The organism is Pseudorhodoferax sp. Leaf265 (assembly GCF_001422365.1).
Taxonomy (GTDB): Bacteria; Pseudomonadota; Gammaproteobacteria; order Burkholderiales; family Burkholderiaceae_C; genus Pseudorhodoferax.
Genome location: NZ_LMMT01000040.1, coordinates 321,244 through 337,924 on the forward strand (window position 1 = coordinate 321,244; position 16,681 = coordinate 337,924).

12 protein-coding genes are annotated in these 16,681 nt (G+C 69.1%); 8 read left to right on the top strand and 4 right to left on the bottom strand.

Annotation, left to right across the window (positions count from 1 at the left end; genetic code table 11):
* Nucleotides 1-102: 102 nt before the first annotated feature.
* Entirely contained in the window at nt 103-786 is a 684-nt protein-coding gene (locus ASF45_RS32915; RefSeq protein WP_056673728.1) for a response regulator transcription factor, read from the top strand.
* Here ASF45_RS32915 and ASF45_RS32920 read toward each other — a convergent pair whose 3' ends face one another.
* The 3 genes from ASF45_RS32920 to ASF45_RS37000 form a co-directional block, all read right to left on the bottom strand.
* Nucleotides 787-4,716, bottom strand: coding sequence for a response regulator (locus tag ASF45_RS32920; RefSeq protein WP_056673731.1), 3,930 nt, complete (start codon nt 4,714-4,716; stop codon nt 787-789).
* Between the two features lie 131 nt (nt 4,717-4,847).
* Nucleotides 4,848-6,101 (bottom strand): HD-GYP domain-containing protein, encoded by a 1,254-nt coding sequence (locus ASF45_RS32925; RefSeq protein ID WP_056673734.1) that lies wholly within the window; start codon nt 6,099-6,101, stop codon nt 4,848-4,850.
* Between the two features lie 11 nt (nt 6,102-6,112).
* Entirely contained in the window at nt 6,113-7,744 is a 1,632-nt protein-coding gene (locus ASF45_RS37000; RefSeq protein ID WP_056673737.1) for a methyl-accepting chemotaxis protein, read from the bottom strand.
* Between the two features lie 338 nt (nt 7,745-8,082).
* Here ASF45_RS37000 and ASF45_RS32935 point away from each other — a divergent pair, with 338 nt between their 5' ends.
* Nucleotides 8,083-8,649: a restriction endonuclease gene (locus ASF45_RS32935; RefSeq protein WP_056673740.1), complete on the top strand. Its 567-nt coding sequence runs from the start codon at nt 8,083-8,085 to the stop codon at nt 8,647-8,649.
* Here ASF45_RS32935 and ylqF read toward each other — a convergent pair.
* Complete coding sequence (gene ylqF / locus ASF45_RS32940) at nt 8,646-9,587, bottom strand: ribosome biogenesis GTPase YlqF (protein ID WP_056673742.1); 942 nt, start codon at nt 9,585-9,587, stop codon at nt 8,646-8,648. The genes ASF45_RS32935 and ylqF overlap by 4 nt on opposite strands.
* A gap of 244 nt (nt 9,588-9,831) precedes the next feature.
* On the opposite strand from ylqF, the gene ASF45_RS32945 reads away from it, so the two are divergent.
* The 6 genes from ASF45_RS32945 (at nt 9,832) to ASF45_RS32970 (ending at nt 16,673) form a co-directional block, all read left to right on the top strand.
* Nucleotides 9,832-10,626 (top strand): class II aldolase/adducin family protein, encoded by a 795-nt coding sequence (locus tag ASF45_RS32945; protein WP_255357853.1) that lies wholly within the window; start codon nt 9,832-9,834, stop codon nt 10,624-10,626.
* Nucleotides 10,627-10,674: 48 nt separating this feature from the next.
* Nucleotides 10,675-12,237, top strand: a complete 1,563-nt coding sequence (locus ASF45_RS32950; protein ID WP_056673749.1) for an ABC transporter substrate-binding protein — start codon at nt 10,675-10,677, stop codon at nt 12,235-12,237.
* Between the two features lie 63 nt (nt 12,238-12,300).
* A complete protein-coding gene (locus tag ASF45_RS32955) occupies nt 12,301-13,275 on the top strand; it encodes an ABC transporter permease (protein ID WP_056673752.1) in 975 nt (324 codons plus the stop codon).
* A gap of 13 nt (nt 13,276-13,288) precedes the next feature.
* The gene (locus ASF45_RS32960) at nt 13,289-14,131 is read left to right on the top strand and encodes an ABC transporter permease (RefSeq protein WP_056673755.1); all 843 of its coding nucleotides are present in this window, start codon (nt 13,289-13,291) and stop codon (nt 14,129-14,131) included.
* 2 nt (nt 14,132-14,133) lie between these two features.
* Nucleotides 14,134-15,768, top strand: a complete 1,635-nt coding sequence (locus ASF45_RS32965; protein ID WP_082551408.1) for an ABC transporter ATP-binding protein — start codon at nt 14,134-14,136, stop codon at nt 15,766-15,768.
* Nucleotides 15,765-16,673 carry a glyoxylate/hydroxypyruvate reductase A gene (locus ASF45_RS32970; RefSeq protein ID WP_056673758.1) on the top strand — a complete coding sequence of 303 codons (909 nt, stop codon included), beginning with the start codon at nt 15,765-15,767 and terminating at the stop codon, nt 16,671-16,673. Before ASF45_RS32965 ends, ASF45_RS32970 begins: the two co-directional genes overlap by 4 nt.
* The last annotated feature ends 8 nt before the right edge of the window (nt 16,674-16,681 follow it).

Consider the following 16,681-nt stretch of genomic DNA (forward strand, 5'->3'; position numbering starts at 1 on the left):
GCGGACGGTCTCCCGGGGGTGGCAGATGGGCCGCGATTGTGATTGCCAGCCACCCCCCGCCGCCGGCCGCGGCACCGTTTCGATGTTTTAGAAGGAGAAGCCATGCACATCGCCATCCTGGAGGACGACCCCGTGCAGCGCGAGCTGCTGACGCTGCTGGTGCAGCAGGGCCGCCACACCTGCAAGGGCTTCGAGACGGCCGCCGCGTTCCAGTCCGGCGTGCAGGGCGAGACCTTCGACCTGGCGCTGATCGACTGGATGCTGCCCGACGGCAACGGCGGCGAGGTGCTGCAGTGGGTGCGCAAGACGCTGGGCTGGCAGCTGCCCTGCATCGTGATCACCGCGCGCGAGGAGGAACCCGTGACCGTGGCGGCACTGGAGGCCGGCGCCGACGACTACATCGTCAAGCCGGCCAAGCCGCTGGAACTGCTGGCGCGCATCACGGCCGCCTCGCGCCGCGCCCGCCCGGGCCAGTTGCCGGTGCTGCGCGCGGGCGAGTACGAGATCGACATCACGCGCCAGCGCCTGGCCATGGCCGGCCAGCCCATGGAACTCACGCAAAAGGAGTTCGACCTGGCGGTGTGCCTGTTCCAGAACATGGGCAAGCTGCTCTCGCGCGACTTCCTGCTCGACAAGGTCTGGGGCGTGTCGACCGAGGTCGACGCACGCACGGTCGACACCCATGTCAGCAGGCTGCGGCGCAAACTCAAGCTGGACGGCACGCACGGCTGGAAGATGGTCTCGGTCTACGGCTTCGGCTACCGCTTCGAGCGCGTGGAGGCTTGATCAGAGCCGCTGTGCGACGGCAGCGACCAGCGCGTCGAGCGCGCTGCGCAGTTCTTCCAGCGGGGCCTGCAGCTCCTGCGCCGGCGCGCCCTTGGCCAACGCCGCCTCCACGGCCGCGCTCATCTCGCGCAGCCGGCCCGCGCCGATCATGCCGACCACGCCGCGCAGGCCGTGCAGCGCCCGCGCCAGTGCCGTGCGGTCACCCTCCTCGAGCAGCCGCATGAGCGTGGCGCCGGTCGCGGCGTAGTGGGTGACGAACTGCTGCAGCACGCGCAACAGGATGTCGCTCTGTCCGGCTGCGTACTCCAGCGCCAGCGGCAGGTCGATCAGTGAGGCCATGCGCGCGACGATGTCGGCCGAGCCCACCGGCGTGGCCGGCTGCGGCGCAGGGCTCGGCATGTCCGGCAGTACGGGCTCCTGCCCGGCCAGCGGCGCCGGTGGCCGGCCTTCGCCGAGCCGGGCCGGCAGCCAGCGCAGCAGCGCGGCATGCAGCTCGCGCGGGTCCACGGGCTTGGCCAGGTGCTCGTTCATGCCGGCGTCCAGGCAGGCCTGGCGGTCCTCGGGAAAGGCGTTGGCGGTCATCGCGATGATGGGCAACTGCGACAGCGCCGGCTCCTGCCGGATGCGGCGCGTCGCCTCCAGACCGTCCAGGTGCGGCATCTGCATGTCCATCAGCACCAGGTCGTAGGGCCGGCTGCGCGCCATGTCCAGGGCCTGGATGCCATCGCCAGCCACGTCCACATGCACGCCGGCCGCGTGCAGCAGCTGCACGGCCACCTCCTGGTTGACGAGGTTGTCCTCGGCCAGCAGCACGCGAGCGCCGGCCGTGCTGGCCAGCAGCGTCTGCGGCCGGGCCTGGGTGTCGACGGCGCCGGCGTCGGCCACCAGCCGCAGCAAGGTGTCGCGCAGCAAGCCGGCCGTGACGGGCTTGGCGAGCACGGCGCCGAAGCCGGCGTCGCGCGCCTGCTGGTGTAGCGATGCGCGGTCGCGCGTGGCCAGCAGCACCATGGCGCGCGGCGTGGCCAGCGCAGCCAGCCGGGTGCCGGTCTGCACGCCGTCCAGGCCGGGCATGGCCTCGTCCAGCAGCAGCAGTTCGTAGGGCCGGCCCGCGTCCAGGGCCTGCTGCGCCAGGACCAGCGCCTGGGTGCCGTCCGGCGCCGTGTCGGCCACCATGCCTAGGCCGTCCAGCAGCTCGGCCAGCGTGTCGCGTGCCTCGGGCAGGTCGTCCACCACCAGCGCGCGCAGGCCCTGCAGCGGCACGGGCTGCGGCACCTGCGCCGCCTGGGCGATGCCCAGGCGCGCCGTGAACCAGAAGCGGCTGCCGCTGCCGGGCTGGCTCTCGGCGCCGACTTCACCGCCCATCTGCTCGGCAATGCTGCGCGTGAGCGCCAGGCCCAGGCCGGTGCCGCCGTGGCGCCGCGTGCTGGTGCCGTCGGCCTGGGCGAAGGGGGTGAACAACCGGCCCAGGTCTGCGGCGGCGATGCCGATGCCGGTGTCCTGCACGGCAAAGCGCAGCAGCAGCTGGCCGCCTTCCTGGCTCAGCAGTTCCACGCGCAGCATCACCAGGCCGCGCTCGGTGAACTTCACGGCGTTGAACAACAGGTTCAGCAGCGCCTGCAGCAAGCGCGCGGCGTCGCCGCGCAGCAGGTCCGGCACGGGTTCGACATGCAGCACCAGCTCGATGTCCTTCTGACGCGCCGTGTCCACCACGGCAGCGCAGCTGCGCGCGAGCAGCGCGTCGAGCGAGAAGTCGGCCTGGTCCAGCCGCAGCTGCCCGGACTCGATGCGCGACAGGTCCAGGATGTCGTTGAGCTGATGCAGCAGCTGGCTGGCCGCGCCGACGATGCGGCCGAGCTGCTGCTGTTGGGCCGCGTCGTCGATCTCGCGGCGCAGCAGATGGGCGAAGCCGAGGATGGCGTTGAGCGGCGTGCGGATCTCGTGGCTCATGTTGGCCAGGAAGATGGTCTTGGCCTGGTTGGCCGCGTGGGCGCGGTCGCGGGCCTGCTTCAGCTGTTCGTGGCGCTCGTGCAGCAACAGCTCGGCCTGCTTGTCGCGCGTGATGTTGGTGGCCAGCACCACAAAGCCCTTGACTTCGCCCTCGCGCCGGTCGGGGATGTACTGCACGCGCGTGTCGGCGCGCTCGCCGCGCACGCTGTACTCGATCTGCTCGAATTCCTGGGGCTCGCCAGCCAGCGCGGCGGCCACACGGGGCGCCACGCGCTCGGCGAAGGCAGCGCCGCGCACCTCCACCAGCGTGCGGCCGATCACGCCCTCGGTGGTTTCGCCGAACCATTCGCGCTGGGTGCGGTTGACGAAGCGGCAACGCAGCCCGCTGTCCCAGTAGACCAGCCGGCCCGGCACGCTGTCGGCCACCAGGTGGGCAAAGCGTTCGGCCTCCTGCAACTGGGCGTTGAGGGCCTGCATGCGCTGCTCGGCCTGGGTGCGCTCCTGCAGCATGCCGGTCAGCTCGCGCGTGCGCGACTGCACCTCGCGCTCGAGCTGCTCCAGCGCCTGGCGCTGGCTTTGCTGCTGCACCGTGACGTCGGTGATCGAGCAGACCACGGCGCTGAGCGCACCTTCAGGGCCGCCGTGCACGGGTTCGGCGTTCACGCACAGCCACTGGCGCCGGCCCAGGCGGTCGGTGCGCGCGACCAGCACGTCGCGGCGGGCCTGGCCGTCGGCCAGCACGCGGCCGACCGGTGTCTGGCCGGCCGCCAGCGGCTGGCCCTGGGGGTCGTGCAGCACCAAGCCCCAGCCCTCCGGGTGCGTGCCCAGCATGTCTTCGGCGCGCAGGTCCAGCAGGCGCTGGGCCGCAGGATTGACCGCCGTGGCCATGCCCCGCGCGTCGTAGGCGATCACGCCTTCGTTCAGGGACGCCAGCAGCGAGCGGTGGAACTCTTCGCTGCGCGCCAACGCCTGGCTGGCCTGGCGCGCATCGTGCACGTCGCTGTTGGTGCCGAACCAGCGCGTGGGCCGGCCGCCTGTGCCACCCACCGCGCCGAAGCGCACATTGCACCAGCGGTAGCTGCCATTGGCATGGCGCAGCCGGAAGTCGGACAGGCGATCGGTGCCACTGGCCTGCAGGGCGCGCCATTCGCCCAGCACGGTCGGGCGGTCGTCCGGATGGATCAGGTCCAGCCAGCCGGCGCCCAGCAGTTCGCGCAAGGGTTTGCCGCTGAACTGGACCCAGCGCTCGTTGAGGTATTCGCACTGGGCGTCGGCGTCGCAAATCCAGACCAGCTGCGGCAGCAGATCCAGCATCTGGCGGTGTTGGCCGGCATCGGTCCGCAGGGCCGTCTCGAGCTTGCGCCAGCGCCGCTCCCAGCGCCAGGCCGCACCCAGGCCCAGCAGCAGCAATGCAGCCAGGGCCGACCAGGCCAGTGCATAGCGCCGCTGCTGCACGGCGCGCGCCTGCGCCAGGAGGTTTTCGCTCTGGGTCTCCACGCGCTCGGCCTCCTGCAACAGCGCCACCAGGGCTGAACGGCTGGGGCCGGCGTCCGCGCCGGTCCAGGGCGAGCGTGCCAGATCCAGGCCGGCCCACTGGGCATGCAGCGCCTGGGCCTGCTGGGACAGCGTGTTGGGCAGGCCGAGTGGCCCGCCCGCCACGCGCTGGCCCAGCACATTCATGCGCTCCAGCGCATGCAGCCAGGCCGCGCGTTCGGCTGCACCGTGCGGTGCGCCGCCCTCGGCCGGCCCGGCCTGCAGCCGCGGCACCAGCGCGGCCCGCACCACGGCAAGCTGGCGCAACGGGCGCATCTGCTGTTCGAAGTGGTCGGCCTGGAAACGGTCCATCGCGGCCAGCCCGAGCGAGGCCAGGGCCGCCACCAGCCACCCTGCCACGGCCGCGCGCAGCAACCGGCGCGGCGCCGCGGACGGGTGCACCCCGGCCAACTCGGGGAACGGGCCTTCGGTGCGGACGGGATGTGGCATGCGCGCTCAGGCTTCAGGGATGGGATGGCACATTGGGCCCGAGACCGGCACCAAAAATGTGGCGCAAGTGTGTTAAGGCCTGGCCTTGGCCAACTTGACCGGGCCCTGCAGCCGCCCGCGTTCCCGTGCCTTCACAGTGGGCCCCCTTCTTGCGGGCCGGACCGCAGCCTCTTCAGGCCGCAAAGTTCGTCAAGGTCGTGGAAACGCCAGTCGGATGGCGTCTCGTAGCGCTCGATGGCGTCACCCAGGGCGGCATCGGCCAGGTCGACCTCACGCGGGTAGACCCGCACGTTGGAATCCAGGTCGAAAAAGGCCTTGACGCGCGGCGCCAGCAGGTTGGCAGGGTTCTGCTCCACGACCACGGCAAGCCTTCCCGAGCGCAGCCGCACCAGGGAGCCAATCGGGTAGATGCCCACCGTGCGCACGAAGGCCTGGAACACCTTGGGGTCGAAATGGCCCTTCCACTGCACCATCTGGCGCAGCGATTCCGCCGGGCTCCAGGCACGCTTGTAGGGCCGGTCGGAGGTGATGGCGTCGTACACGTCGCAAATGGCACCCATCTTGGCGACGGTGCTGATCTGGTCGCCAGCCAGGCCGTGGGGGTAGCCGGTGCCATCGACCTTCTCGTGGTGGTGCAGGCAGACGTCCAGCACCACCGGCCCGGCCGCACCGCCTTCCGTGAGCAGTTCGTGCCCGCGCACGGGATGGCTGCGCATGACGCGAAACTCCGCGTCCGACAGCTTGCCGGGGCGGTTCAGGATGTCCAGCGGCATGGCGGCCTTGCCGACGTCGTGCAGCATGCCGGCCAGGCCGACCTTGCGCAGCAGCCTGTCGCTCAGGCCAAGCTGGCGCCCCAGGCCGATCATGAGGGCGCACACCGCCACCGAATGCATGTAGGTGTATTCGTCGTGGCGCTTCAGGCGCGCAACGCTGATGAGGGCATGCGGCTTGGACATGACCGATTCGCAGATCTCATCGACCATGCCTTCGCATCCCGGCAGATCGAGCGCCTTGCCCAAGCGCGCATCGGAGAACATCGTCGCGATCCTGGGCAGCGAGCGATGGATGAGCTCCAGCGCCTGCCCCACATCGTCGCCACCCTCCGGCACCGTGGGCATCAGGGGAGCGGGCATGGTCGCGAAATGCTCCAGCTCCTGCTCCACCATGACCCTGACCTGCGCTTCGGGAATGCCGGTCTCGATGTCCAGGCCCTTGTCGGTGTCGATCCACAGCTCCTGGACGCCGCTGCTGCGCACCTTGGACAGCTGCGCCTCGGTCCCGACCAGGAACTTCGCGCGCCAGAACGGATGGTCCATCCACGAGCCACAGAACTCGTGCACGTACATGCCCAACCGCAGCTGCGCTGACGGAATTTTCTTCAGCATGGCCCCGGCGTCTATGCCGACCTGAAGTTCAAGGCAGCACGGCGAACCCGCGGCTGTGGCTGGGGCGAAGGACGTGCGTTGGCAGAACCTGACGGCGAGGACTTGCCGGTGCGGAAAAGCGCGACGGACTCGACCAACTCCTGGGCCTGCTTGTTCAGGCTTTGCGCGGCAGCTGCACTTTCCTCGACGAGCGCCGCGTTCTGCTGGGTGGCCTGGTCGATGTGGGTGATGGCCTCGCCCACCTGCGCAACGCCCATGCCTTGCTCGGAACTTGCGTTGCCGATCTCGCTCACGACTTCCGTGACACGGCGAATGGAGTCGACGATTTCGTGCATCGTCGCGCCGGCCGTATCGACAAGCTGAGCGCCTTGCTCGACGCGTCCGACACTCTCTCCGATCAGGGCCCTGATTTCCTTCGCCGCCTGCGCCGACCGGCCTGCCAGTGTGCGGACCTCGCCGGCAACGACCGCAAAGCCTCGACCCTGCTCGCCAGCGCGTGCCGCTTCGACCGCGGCGTTCAATGCAAGGATGTTGGTCTGGAAGGCGATCCCGTCGATGGTGCCGATGATGTCGGCAATCTTCTTGCTGCTGTCGCTGATGGCCTTCATGGTCGTCACGACCTGCCCGACAGCGGCGCCGCCGCGTTCGGCAACCGCGCGGGCTGCGGTGGCGTGCGCATTCGCCTGGGCTGCGTTGGCCGCGTTCTGCTGCACGGTCGCCGTCAGCTCGTCCATGGCCGCTGCCGTCTGCTGCACCGCCGAAGCCTGCTGTTCGGTGCGGGTGCTCAAGTCGGCATTTCCCTGGGAGATCTCGGAGCTTGCCGTGGCCACGCTGTCCGCGTGTTCACGCACGCCGTCGACAACCTGCGTCAACGAGGCCTGCATGTCCGCCAGGGAGGCCAGCAGCGGAGAGAACTCATCGCGGTGGCGGTCCACCACGGGCTGCGTGAGGTCGCCGTCGCGCACCCGATCGGCAACGGCACTGGAGTGCCCAACACGCCGACGAAGTGTTCTTGCAAGGTACCAGGCAAACAGAAAGAGGCCCGCCGTCGCACCGATCACCAACGGGATCAGCGCGCGCATGACATCGGCGGAATCCTTGCGGATCTCCGAGATGTCTCCGCGCAGGGCGGCCTCCTGGAACTTGACGTTGTCTCCCAGGACGGCCAGGAACGCATTGCGTGCAGGGATCGTCTTGTCCACCAGGAAGGCGAACGCCTCCTCCTTACGACCCTCCACGATCGGCTGCAAGTTGGCCTCGCCAGCCTGCCAGAACGCGTCGGACTGCTTGCGAAGATCGGCGACCCGGCTGGCTGCATCTGCGCCGGACAGATGGGCTGCGTAGGCACTCAACGCATCGGCGATGAGCTTGCGCTTGACATCGATGTCCTTCAAAGCCGTCTCGCGCTCCTGCGGCGTGCGCGCAAGAATGGCATGTCGAAGCTGCAGCGATACCCGCGTGACGTTCAGCTCCATGGCCGACACATGCTGCAGTTGGGGCACACGCAGTTGCTCCGTCGTCTCGGCGAGCACCACGATCTGATTCAGCCGCTGCTGAGCAAAAATGGCAATGAATGCCATGAGAGCAGCCAGCGCCCCTGCAATGGCGTATGTTCTTCCTACAATTCCGAAGCTCTTGTTCATCTTGGCCTCCAGTTGCAGAACTGCATGAGGTATTTCACTGCAGTGCGGCGCTTTCGGCCAGCCGTTCGATGACCCGCGAAAGCCGATGGATTCTCTGGACACGGAGCGCCCGGATTGTGACGACACTGTGAATGCAGGAATGGGCCGGCGGGTCCTGGCTTGTTGCAGGCGCCCCCCAGAGAACCTCTGCACGCGGCCGATGTGGCGTTGCCTCCAGCGAGGACCAGGCGCCGCCCCGCTGGTACCGCCTCGATGACCCGGCGCTTTGCAGCACCGCGCCACGTGCTACAAACCCAGCCTTTTCCAACCGCATTCCGAGACGCCCGAGGCGCCCCCGCATGAAACTGAAGATGGCCGAAAACTCGCTGTTCGCGATCCTGCTGCGCTCGCGCTGGTGGGTCAGCCTGGCGATCGCCTGCGGCTTCGTGCTGGTCAGCGCCGCGCTGCTGCCGCGCGAGTACGCGCTGGCCGGGGCGCTGGGCGGCGTGCCCTTCGCCGTCATCGGCGCCATCGCGCTCAAGCGGCAATGGGGCGCGCCGAGCGCGGGCATGGTCGAAGCCCAACTGGCGCGCGCCGCGGGCATGTCCTGGAACGAGTTCGCGGCGGCGCTGGAATCGGCCTACCGCCAGGCCGGCTACGCGGTGCACAAGACCACGGGCGGCGCCGACTTCGTGCTCGAGAAAGGCGGACGCACCACGCTGGTCAGCGCCAAGCGCTGGAAGGCCGCGCGCCAGGGCGTGGAGCCGCTGCGCGAGCTCGATGCCGCGCGCCGCGCCAAGGAGGCGGACGCGGCCGTGTTCCTGGCGCTCGGCGCGCTCAGCGAGAACGCGGATGCGTTCGCCAGGCAGGCACCGATCCGCGTGATCCAGGGCGCAGACCTGGCCGTGTTGCTGCGGTCGGCCTAGGGTTCCGGGACGCTGCCGCGCTGCGGCTGCTTCTTCTGCTTGCGCGCCGCCTGCTTGGCCGCGCGCTCGGCATCCGCCACGTCGGCCTGCGCGCGCCAGGCCGCGAACTCCTCCAGCGTCTCCAGCGTCACGCGGCCCCAGGCGCCGCTGCGCAAGTCGTGGATCGCGATCTCGGCCGCCTTCTGCAGGTCGGGCCGCCCGCCCGGCAGCAAGGGCGCGCGCCGGCGCCCGATCTCGGCCAGCACGGCCTCGTCGTTCAGGCCTTCCATGTCTTTCAGCTTGTAGCGCTCGCGCAGCCGCTCCGGATAGCGGCCCAGCATCTGCGTGAGCAGGGCCAGCGCCACTTCGACATCGTCGTAGGCGTTGCGGCCGACCGCGCCGCTGGCGGCCAGCAGCTCGCCGCTCTGCGCCACCGCGATGCGCGGCCACAGCATGCCGGGCGTGTCGTACAGGTAGAAGTCGTCTTCCAGCACGATGCGCTGCTCGGTCTTGGTGACACCGGCCTCGTCCCCCGTTTTGGCCTTGCGCTGGCCGCGCAGGCTGTTGATCAGCGTGGACTTGCCCACATTGGGAATGCCGCAGACCAGCACGCGCATGGGCTTGGCCATGCCGCCGCGGTGGGGCGCCAGCGCCCGGCAGGCCGGCGCCAGCGCGCGGATCGGCGCCGGTGTGCCGGAATCGAGCGCGATGGCATTGGTGCCGACCGCTGACTGGTAGTGCGCCAGCCAGCGCGCGGTCTGCTCCGGGTCGGCCAAGTCCTGCTTGGTCAGGATCTTGAGCGACGGCTTGCCCTGCGTCAGCTCGGCGATCAAGGGGTTGGCGCTGGAGCCCGGCAGGCGCGCATCCAGCAGTTCGATCACCACGTCGATCTCGGGCAGGCGCTCGGCAATCGCCTTGCGCGTCGCGTGCATGTGACCGGGAAACCATTGGATGGACATGCGGGCGGATCTCTCTGTGCGGATGGCGGGGCCGGATTGTCGGCCAACTCGGAAAACCGGCAGGCCGCACGTCCTCCGTGCGCGCCATGCACCCGGCTGGTGCATTTCCAGGCCTTGATACGCATCGGGACTGTCGATTCCCGGGTTTTTGCCGATACATGGCCTGGCACGGGATCTGCATCATGTCAGCTGTCGACAGATGACAGACAACACTTCCGGAGAATCCGTGGAAACAGCAGAACGCATCGCCCCGGCCGCACGCCCCGCCAGCCGCCCCGCCATGTCGGCGGCCGAACGCCAGGTCCGCGAGGACCTCGCCGCCGCCTACCGGCTCGTCGCCCTGTACGGCATGGACGACAGCATCTACACCCACATCTCGGCGCGCGTGCCCGGCACCGAGGACCAGTTCCTGATCAACCCCTTCGGCATGCTGTTCCGCGACATCACGGCGTCCTCGCTCGTGAAGATCGACCTGGACGGGAACATCGTCGAGCCCAGCGAATGGGACGTGAACCCGGCCGGCTTCACGATCCACAGCGCCGTGCACGCGGCCCGCCACGACGCCGCCTGCGTGCTGCACACCCACACCGTGGCCGGCGTCGCCGTCTCCTCGCTGGCCGGCGGCCTGCAGCCTTGCAACCAGTGGGCGCTGCAGTTCCACAACCGCGTGACCTACCACGCATTCGAAGGCATCGCGCTCAACCATGCCGAGCGCGAGCGCCTCGTCGCCGACCTGGGCCCCACGTCGCGCGCGCTGATCCTGCGCAACCATGGCCTCGTGACGCTGGGCCGCACCATCTCCGAGGCCTTCATCCTCATGCACAACCTGGAGCGCGCCTGCCGCGTGCAGGTCGCCATCCAGAGCACGGGCCAGGCCATCCACCCGGTGCCCGAAGAAGTCTGCGAGCTGACCGCGCGCCAGTACGAAAGCGGCGACACCAACCGCCTCGCAGAGCAACCCACCGACCCCTACGCCCGTGAGTGGCGCGCGCTGCTGCAGCGCCTGGAGCCAGCGTCCACCGCCTCCTACCGCACCTGATCCCCTGCCTCCCCAGCCCTTCCCCATCCTCCAGAAAGGTCCGCACCGATGAAACGCCGTCACCTGATCCAAGCCGTCCCCGCAGCCCTCGGCCTGTCCATCGCCGGGGTGCCATTGCACAGCCTGGCCCAGGCCAAGAAGGGCGTCGTCAACGTGCTGGTCCAGCCCGAACCGCCGGGCCTGATGATGGGCATCGTGCAGAACGGCCCCACGCAGCTGATCGCAGGCAACATCTACGAAGGCCTGCTGCGCTACGACGAGAAGCTCGCGCCCCAGCCGCAGCTGGCGACCTCGTGGACCGTGAGCCCCGACAGCAAGACCTACGTCTTCAAGCTCAAGCCGAATGTGAAGTGGCACGACGGCAAGCCCTTCACGGCCGACGACGTGGTGTTCTCCTGCGACGTGTTCCTGCGCAAGACGCACGCGCGCTTTCGCGCCAGCCTGGCCCACGTGGAGTCGATCAAGGCGCTGGACCCGCTCACGGTGGAGTTCAAGCTCAAGCAGCCCTTCGGTCCCTTCCTGGGCATCTTCGAGAACGGCACCATGCCCATGGTGCCCAAGCACATCTACGAAGGCACGGACTTCCTGACCAACCCGGCCAACGCCACGCCCATCGGCACCGGCCCGCTGAAGTTCAAGGAATGGTCCAAGGGCTCCTACATCCACCTGGTGGCCAACGAGAACTACCACCAGGCCGGCGCCGTCACGGTCGAGAGCGTGTACTTCCACGTGATCCCGGATGCCGCCGCGCGCGCCGCCGCGTTCGAATCGGGCAAGGTCGACATCGCGCCGGGCGGCACGGTGGAGTACTTCGACGTGAGCCGCCTGTCCAAGCTGCCGGGTGCGGCCGTCACCACCAAGGGCTGGGAGTTCTTCGCGCCGCACAGCTGGCTGTGGATCAACAACCGCACCAAGCCGATGGACAACGTGAAGTTCCGCCAGGCCATCTGGACCGCGATCGACCGCGAGGCCATGGCCAAGATCGCCTGGTACGGCTTCGCCAAGCCGGCCACGGGCCCGTTCAACAGCCACATCGCCTTCGCCAGCGACGACGTGACCAAGTACCCGCGCGACCTGGCCAAGGCCAAGAAGCTGCTGGCCGAGTCCGGCTACAAGGGCGAGACCATCCGCCTCCTGCCCCTGCCGTACGGCGAATCCTGGCAGCGCCAGGCCGAGATCGTGCGCCAGAACCTCACGCAGGCCGGCGTCAAGATCGAGATGGTCGCCACCGACGTGGCCGGCTGGAACCAGCGATGCAACGAGTGGGACTTCGACCTGGCCTTCACCTACGTCTACCAGTACGGTGACCCGGCCCTGGGCGTGGGCCGCAACTACACCAGCGACAACATCGCCAAGGGCTCGCCGTTCAACAACGTGGCCGGCTACACCAACGCCAAGGTCGACGAGCTGTTCGCCGCCGGCGCCAAGGAAGGCGATCCGGCCAAGCGCAAGGCGATCTACCTGGAAGCCCAGAAGCTGCTCGTGGACGAGGTACCCGTGGCCTGGCTGCACGAGATCAACTTCCCGACGCTGTACCGCAACAAGATCCAGAACATCGTGACGTCCGGCATCGGACTCAACGACAGCCTCGGTCGCGTCAAGCTGGCCTGATTTCCCTCCCCGCATGCGGTGGCCGGTCCGGTCTGGCCGCTGCATGCCTGAAGAGAGCTTGCGATGAAACGACTCCAGTTCATGTCCGTGCGTGTCCTGCAAGGCCTGTTGGCCCTGCTGGTCATCGCCACCGCCAACTTCATGCTGGTGCGCGCCGCGCCGGGCGACCCGGTGTCCATCATGGCCGGCGAGGCCGGCGCGTCCGACCCGCAGTTCGTGGCCCAGCTGCGCGCGCAGTTCGGGCTCGACCAGCCACTGCCCACGCAGCTGGCCAACTACCTGGGCCATGTGGTCAAGCTGGACCTGGGCTACTCCTACCGCCAGCAGCAGCCCGTGGCCGACCTGATCCTGGAGCGCCTGCCCGCCACGCTGCTGCTGACCGGCACCGCCTTCGCGCTGTCGCTGGCCATGGGCATCGGCCTGGGCGCACTGGCCAGCCGCCACGCCGGCAAGTGGGTCGACAGCGCCATCACCGTGGTGGCGCTGGTGTTCTACGCCACGCCGCTGTATTGGCTCGCGATGATGGCCGTGCTGCTGTTCACCGTGCAGATGGACCTGCTGCCGGCCTTCGGCTTCTTCACCGTGGGCGCCGATCTCACCGGCGTGGCCAAGTGGCTGGACATCGCCAAGCACCTGATCCTGCCCGCCGGCACGCTGGGCCTGTTCTACATGGCGGTCTACGCCCGCATGACGCGCGCCGCCATGCTCGAGGTCGCGCAGATGGACTTCGTCAAGACCGCCCGCGCCAAAGGCGTGCACCCCGGCCGCATCCAGCGCAAGCACATCCTGCGCAACGCGCTGCTGCCGGTGGTCACGCTGGCCGGCATCCAGGCCGGCGGCATGATCGGCGGCGCCGTGCTGACCGAGACCGTGTTCGCCTGGCCCGGCATCGGCCGCCTGATGTTCGACGCGCTGCTGCAGCGCGACTACAACCTGCTGATGGGCTGCTTCCTGTTCACCGCGGCCATGGCCGTGCTGTTCAACCTGATCACCGACTTCGTCTACACCCTGGTCGATCCCCGCATCGAACTGGGCTGAGAAGCAACACACCATGAAAAGCAGTTTCTGGCGGCGCTACTGCCGCAACAAGGGTGCGGTCTTCGGCCTCATCGTGCTGATGCTGGTGGCCCTGGTCACCGTGCTGGGCCCCTTCATCGCCCAGAACAACCCCTGGGACATGGTCGGCATGCCCTTCGCCCGGCCCTGGGCGGAGCAAGGCCTGCCGCTGGGCTCTGACACCATGGGCCGCGACATCTTCGCGGGCATCGTGGCCGGCGCCCGGGTCTCGCTGTTGATCGGCGTGGTCTCCACCGTGGTCTCGCTGTTGATCGGCGTGTCCATCGGTGCCATCTCGGGCTACTTCGGCGGCTGGGTCGACGCCACGCTGATGCGCTTCACCGAGCTGTTCCAGGCCATCCCGAGCTTCGCGCTGGCCATCGTGCTGGTGGCGATCTTCGAGCCCTCGGTCGGCTCCATCGTGGCGGCCATCGCGGTCGTCTCCTGGCCGCCCGTGGCGCGCCTGGTGCGCAGCGAGTTCCTCACGCTGCGCCAGCGCGACTTCGTGGCCGCGGCCCAGTTGGCGGGCCAGTCCACGCCGCGCATCATCCTCACCCAGATCCTGCCCAACGCGGCCTCGCCCATCGTGGTCATGGCCTCGCTGATGGTGGCCACGGCCATCCTGCTCGAATCGAGCCTGAGCTTCCTGGGCCTGGGCGATCCGAACCAGATGAGCTGGGGCTACATGGTCGGCTCGGCCCGCACGGTGCTGCGCCAGGCCTGGTGGATGGCGGTGTTCCCGGGCGTCGCCATCCTGCTCACGGTGCTGGCGCTGAACCTGGTCGGGGAAGGCCTGAACGACGGACTCAACGCACGCGCCGATGGGAGGGGCAAATGAAAATGGAAAAGATGGAACTGCCCGTGCTGGACATCCAGGGCCTGGACATCCGCCTGCCCCGCGGCGCCGACCGTGAATTGGCTGTGCAGGGCGCCTCGCTGCAGCTGCTGGCAGGCCAGACCCTGTGCGTGGTCGGCGAATCCGGCTCGGGCAAGTCCATGATCGCCAACGCCATCATGGGCCTCTTGCCACGCCCCCACGTGGAGCCGGTGGCCGGCAAGATCCTGTTCGACGGCCAGGACCTGCTGCAACTCAGCGAAGCCCAGCTGCGCGAGCTGCGCGGCCGGCGCATGGGCATGGTGTTCCAGGAGCCCATGACGGCGCTGAACCCCGTCATGCGCATCGGCGAGCAGATCGCCGAGGTGTTCGATGCGCACGTGAACCTGTCGGCTGCAGAGAAGCGCAAGCGCATCCTCGCGGCGCTGGCCGACGTGGGCCTGCCGGAGCCCGAGGTGCTGATCGACAGCTATCCCTTCCGCCTGTCGGGCGGCCAGCGTCAGCGCGTGATGATCGCCTGCGCGCTCGTGCTGGAACCGGCCCTGTTGATCTGCGACGAACCCACGACCGCGCTGGACGTGACCACGCAGGCGCAGATCCTCCAGCTCATCCGCGAACTGCAGCAACGCAAGGGCACGGCCGTGCTGTTCATCACGCACGACTTCGGCGTGGTCTCCGAGATCGCCGACCAGGTGGTCGTGATGCAGACCGGCCAGGTGGTCGAGGCCGGCCCTGCCGCCGCCGTGCTGGCGCACCCGCAGCACGCCTACACGCGCAAGCTGATCGCCGCGATCCCGAACGGCCAGGTGCGCACCACCGCCGACGAGCGCGAGGTGGAGCATGTGCTGCAGGTGCAGGACCTGCGCAAGACCTACGTCACGGGCGGCAGCCTGTTCAAGAAGGGTCGCCGCGTCGAGGCGGCCAAGGGCCTGTCGTTCGACGTGCGCCGCGGCGAGACGCTGGGCCTGGTGGGCGAATCCGGTTCAGGCAAGTCCACCGTGGGGCGTTGCATCGTGGGCCTGGCGCCGTTCGACAGCGGACGCATCCTGTTCAAGGGCCGCGCGCTGCAATCGGGCGCGCAGTTCCGCCAGCAGACGCAGGGCAAGATCCAGATGGTGTTCCAGGACCCCTACGCCTCGCTGAACCCGCGCCACCGCGTGGGCTCGGCGATTGCGCAGGGGCCCATCGCCCAGGGCTTGTCCAAGGAGAAGGCCATGGCCCGCGCCATGGAGCTGCTGGAGCTCGTGGGCCTCAAGCCCGACGCGGCCGACCGCTTCCCGCACGAGTTCTCGGGCGGCCAGCGCCAGCGCATCGGCATCGCGCGCGCGCTGGCCATGGAGCCGCAGCTGCTGGTGGCCGACGAGCCGGTCTCCGCGCTCGACGTGTCGGTGCAGGCCCAGGTCTTGAAGCTGTTCGCCGAGGTGCGCGAGCGCTTCCAGCTGGCCATGGTCTTCATCACGCACGACCTGCGCGTGGCCGGCGAGATGTGCGACCACATCGCCGTGATGCAGCGCGGGCAGATCGTGGAGTACGGCGAAACGGCCAAGGTGCTGGCGAACCCGCAGCATGCCTACACGCGCACGCTGATCGAGGCGCAGCCGCGCCTGTCGGCGGCGGCGGTGGAGGCGGTAGCGGCATGACATTGAACATCGCGCTGGTTTCCGACCAGATCGCCATGGACTACCTGCGCCCGGCATTCACGGCGCGCTTCCCGCACGCGGTGCTCCACCGCATCGACACCGAGGTGCAGGAACTCGACGCCCTCGCCGACATCGACGCAGTGGTGTGCTGGTCACCCCCCATCGGCCTGCTCGCCCGCATGCCGAAGCTGCGCCTGGTCCAGTCGGTCGGCGCCGGCACCGACCACATCACGCGCGACACGTCTCTGCCCGATGTGCCGATCTGCCGCATCGTCGATTCCGAGATGGCCGCCGGCATGAACGCCTACGTGGCCTGGGCCGTGGTGCACGGCCAGCGCCACATGGACGGCTACATCGAGAGCCAGCGCCGCGCAGCGTGGGAGGAATCTCCCGTCGTGCCGCCGGGACGGCACCGCGTGGGCATCGCGGGCCTGGGCGTGCTGGGACAGTCCGCCGCACGCGCGCTGGCCGCCATCGGCTACCGCGTGCGCGGCTGGAGCCGCAGTCCCAAGAGCGGGCTGCCCGAAGGCATCGAGGCCTTCCATGGCGACGCCGCACGCGCCGAATTCCTGGCCGGCTGCGACACGCTGGTCTGCCTGCTGCCGCTGACCGAGGACACGCAGAACATCCTGAACGCCGAGCTGTTCGCGCAGCTGCCGCGCGGTGCGCGCCTGGTCAACGCCGGCCGCGGCGCCCAGCTCGTGCAGGACGACCTGCTCGCGGCGCTGGACAGCGGCCAGATCGCCTCGGCCGTGCTGGACGCCTTCGTCGAGGAGCCGCTGCCGCAGGCCCACCCGTTCTGGCAGCACCCGCGCATCACCGTCACGCCGCACATCGCCACGCGCACCGGCCCCGAGGCCATCGCGCGGCAGACCGAAGACAACCTGAAACGCGTGAGCGTTTGAAACCAAGA

Coding starts and splice junctions, on each gene's coding strand:
- ASF45_RS32915 (WP_056673728.1), top strand. CDS start 103: ATGCACATCGCCATCCTGGAGGACGACCCCGTGCAGCGCGAGCTGCTG.
- ASF45_RS32920 (WP_056673731.1), bottom strand. CDS start 4,716: ATGCCACATCCCGTCCGCACCGAAGGCCCGTTCCCCGAGTTGGCCGGG.
- ASF45_RS32925 (WP_056673734.1), bottom strand. CDS start 6,101: ATGCTGAAGAAAATTCCGTCAGCGCAGCTGCGGTTGGGCATGTACGTG.
- ASF45_RS37000 (WP_056673737.1), bottom strand. CDS start 7,744: ATGAACAAGAGCTTCGGAATTGTAGGAAGAACATACGCCATTGCAGGG.
- ASF45_RS32935 (WP_056673740.1), top strand. CDS start 8,083: ATGAAACTGAAGATGGCCGAAAACTCGCTGTTCGCGATCCTGCTGCGC.
- ylqF (WP_056673742.1), bottom strand. CDS start 9,587: ATGTCCATCCAATGGTTTCCCGGTCACATGCACGCGACGCGCAAGGCG.
- ASF45_RS32950 (WP_056673749.1), top strand. CDS start 10,675: ATGAAACGCCGTCACCTGATCCAAGCCGTCCCCGCAGCCCTCGGCCTG.
- ASF45_RS32955 (WP_056673752.1), top strand. CDS start 12,301: ATGAAACGACTCCAGTTCATGTCCGTGCGTGTCCTGCAAGGCCTGTTG.
- ASF45_RS32960 (WP_056673755.1), top strand. CDS start 13,289: ATGAAAAGCAGTTTCTGGCGGCGCTACTGCCGCAACAAGGGTGCGGTC.
- ASF45_RS32965 (WP_082551408.1), top strand. CDS start 14,134: ATGGAAAAGATGGAACTGCCCGTGCTGGACATCCAGGGCCTGGACATC.
- ASF45_RS32970 (WP_056673758.1), top strand. CDS start 15,765: ATGACATTGAACATCGCGCTGGTTTCCGACCAGATCGCCATGGACTAC.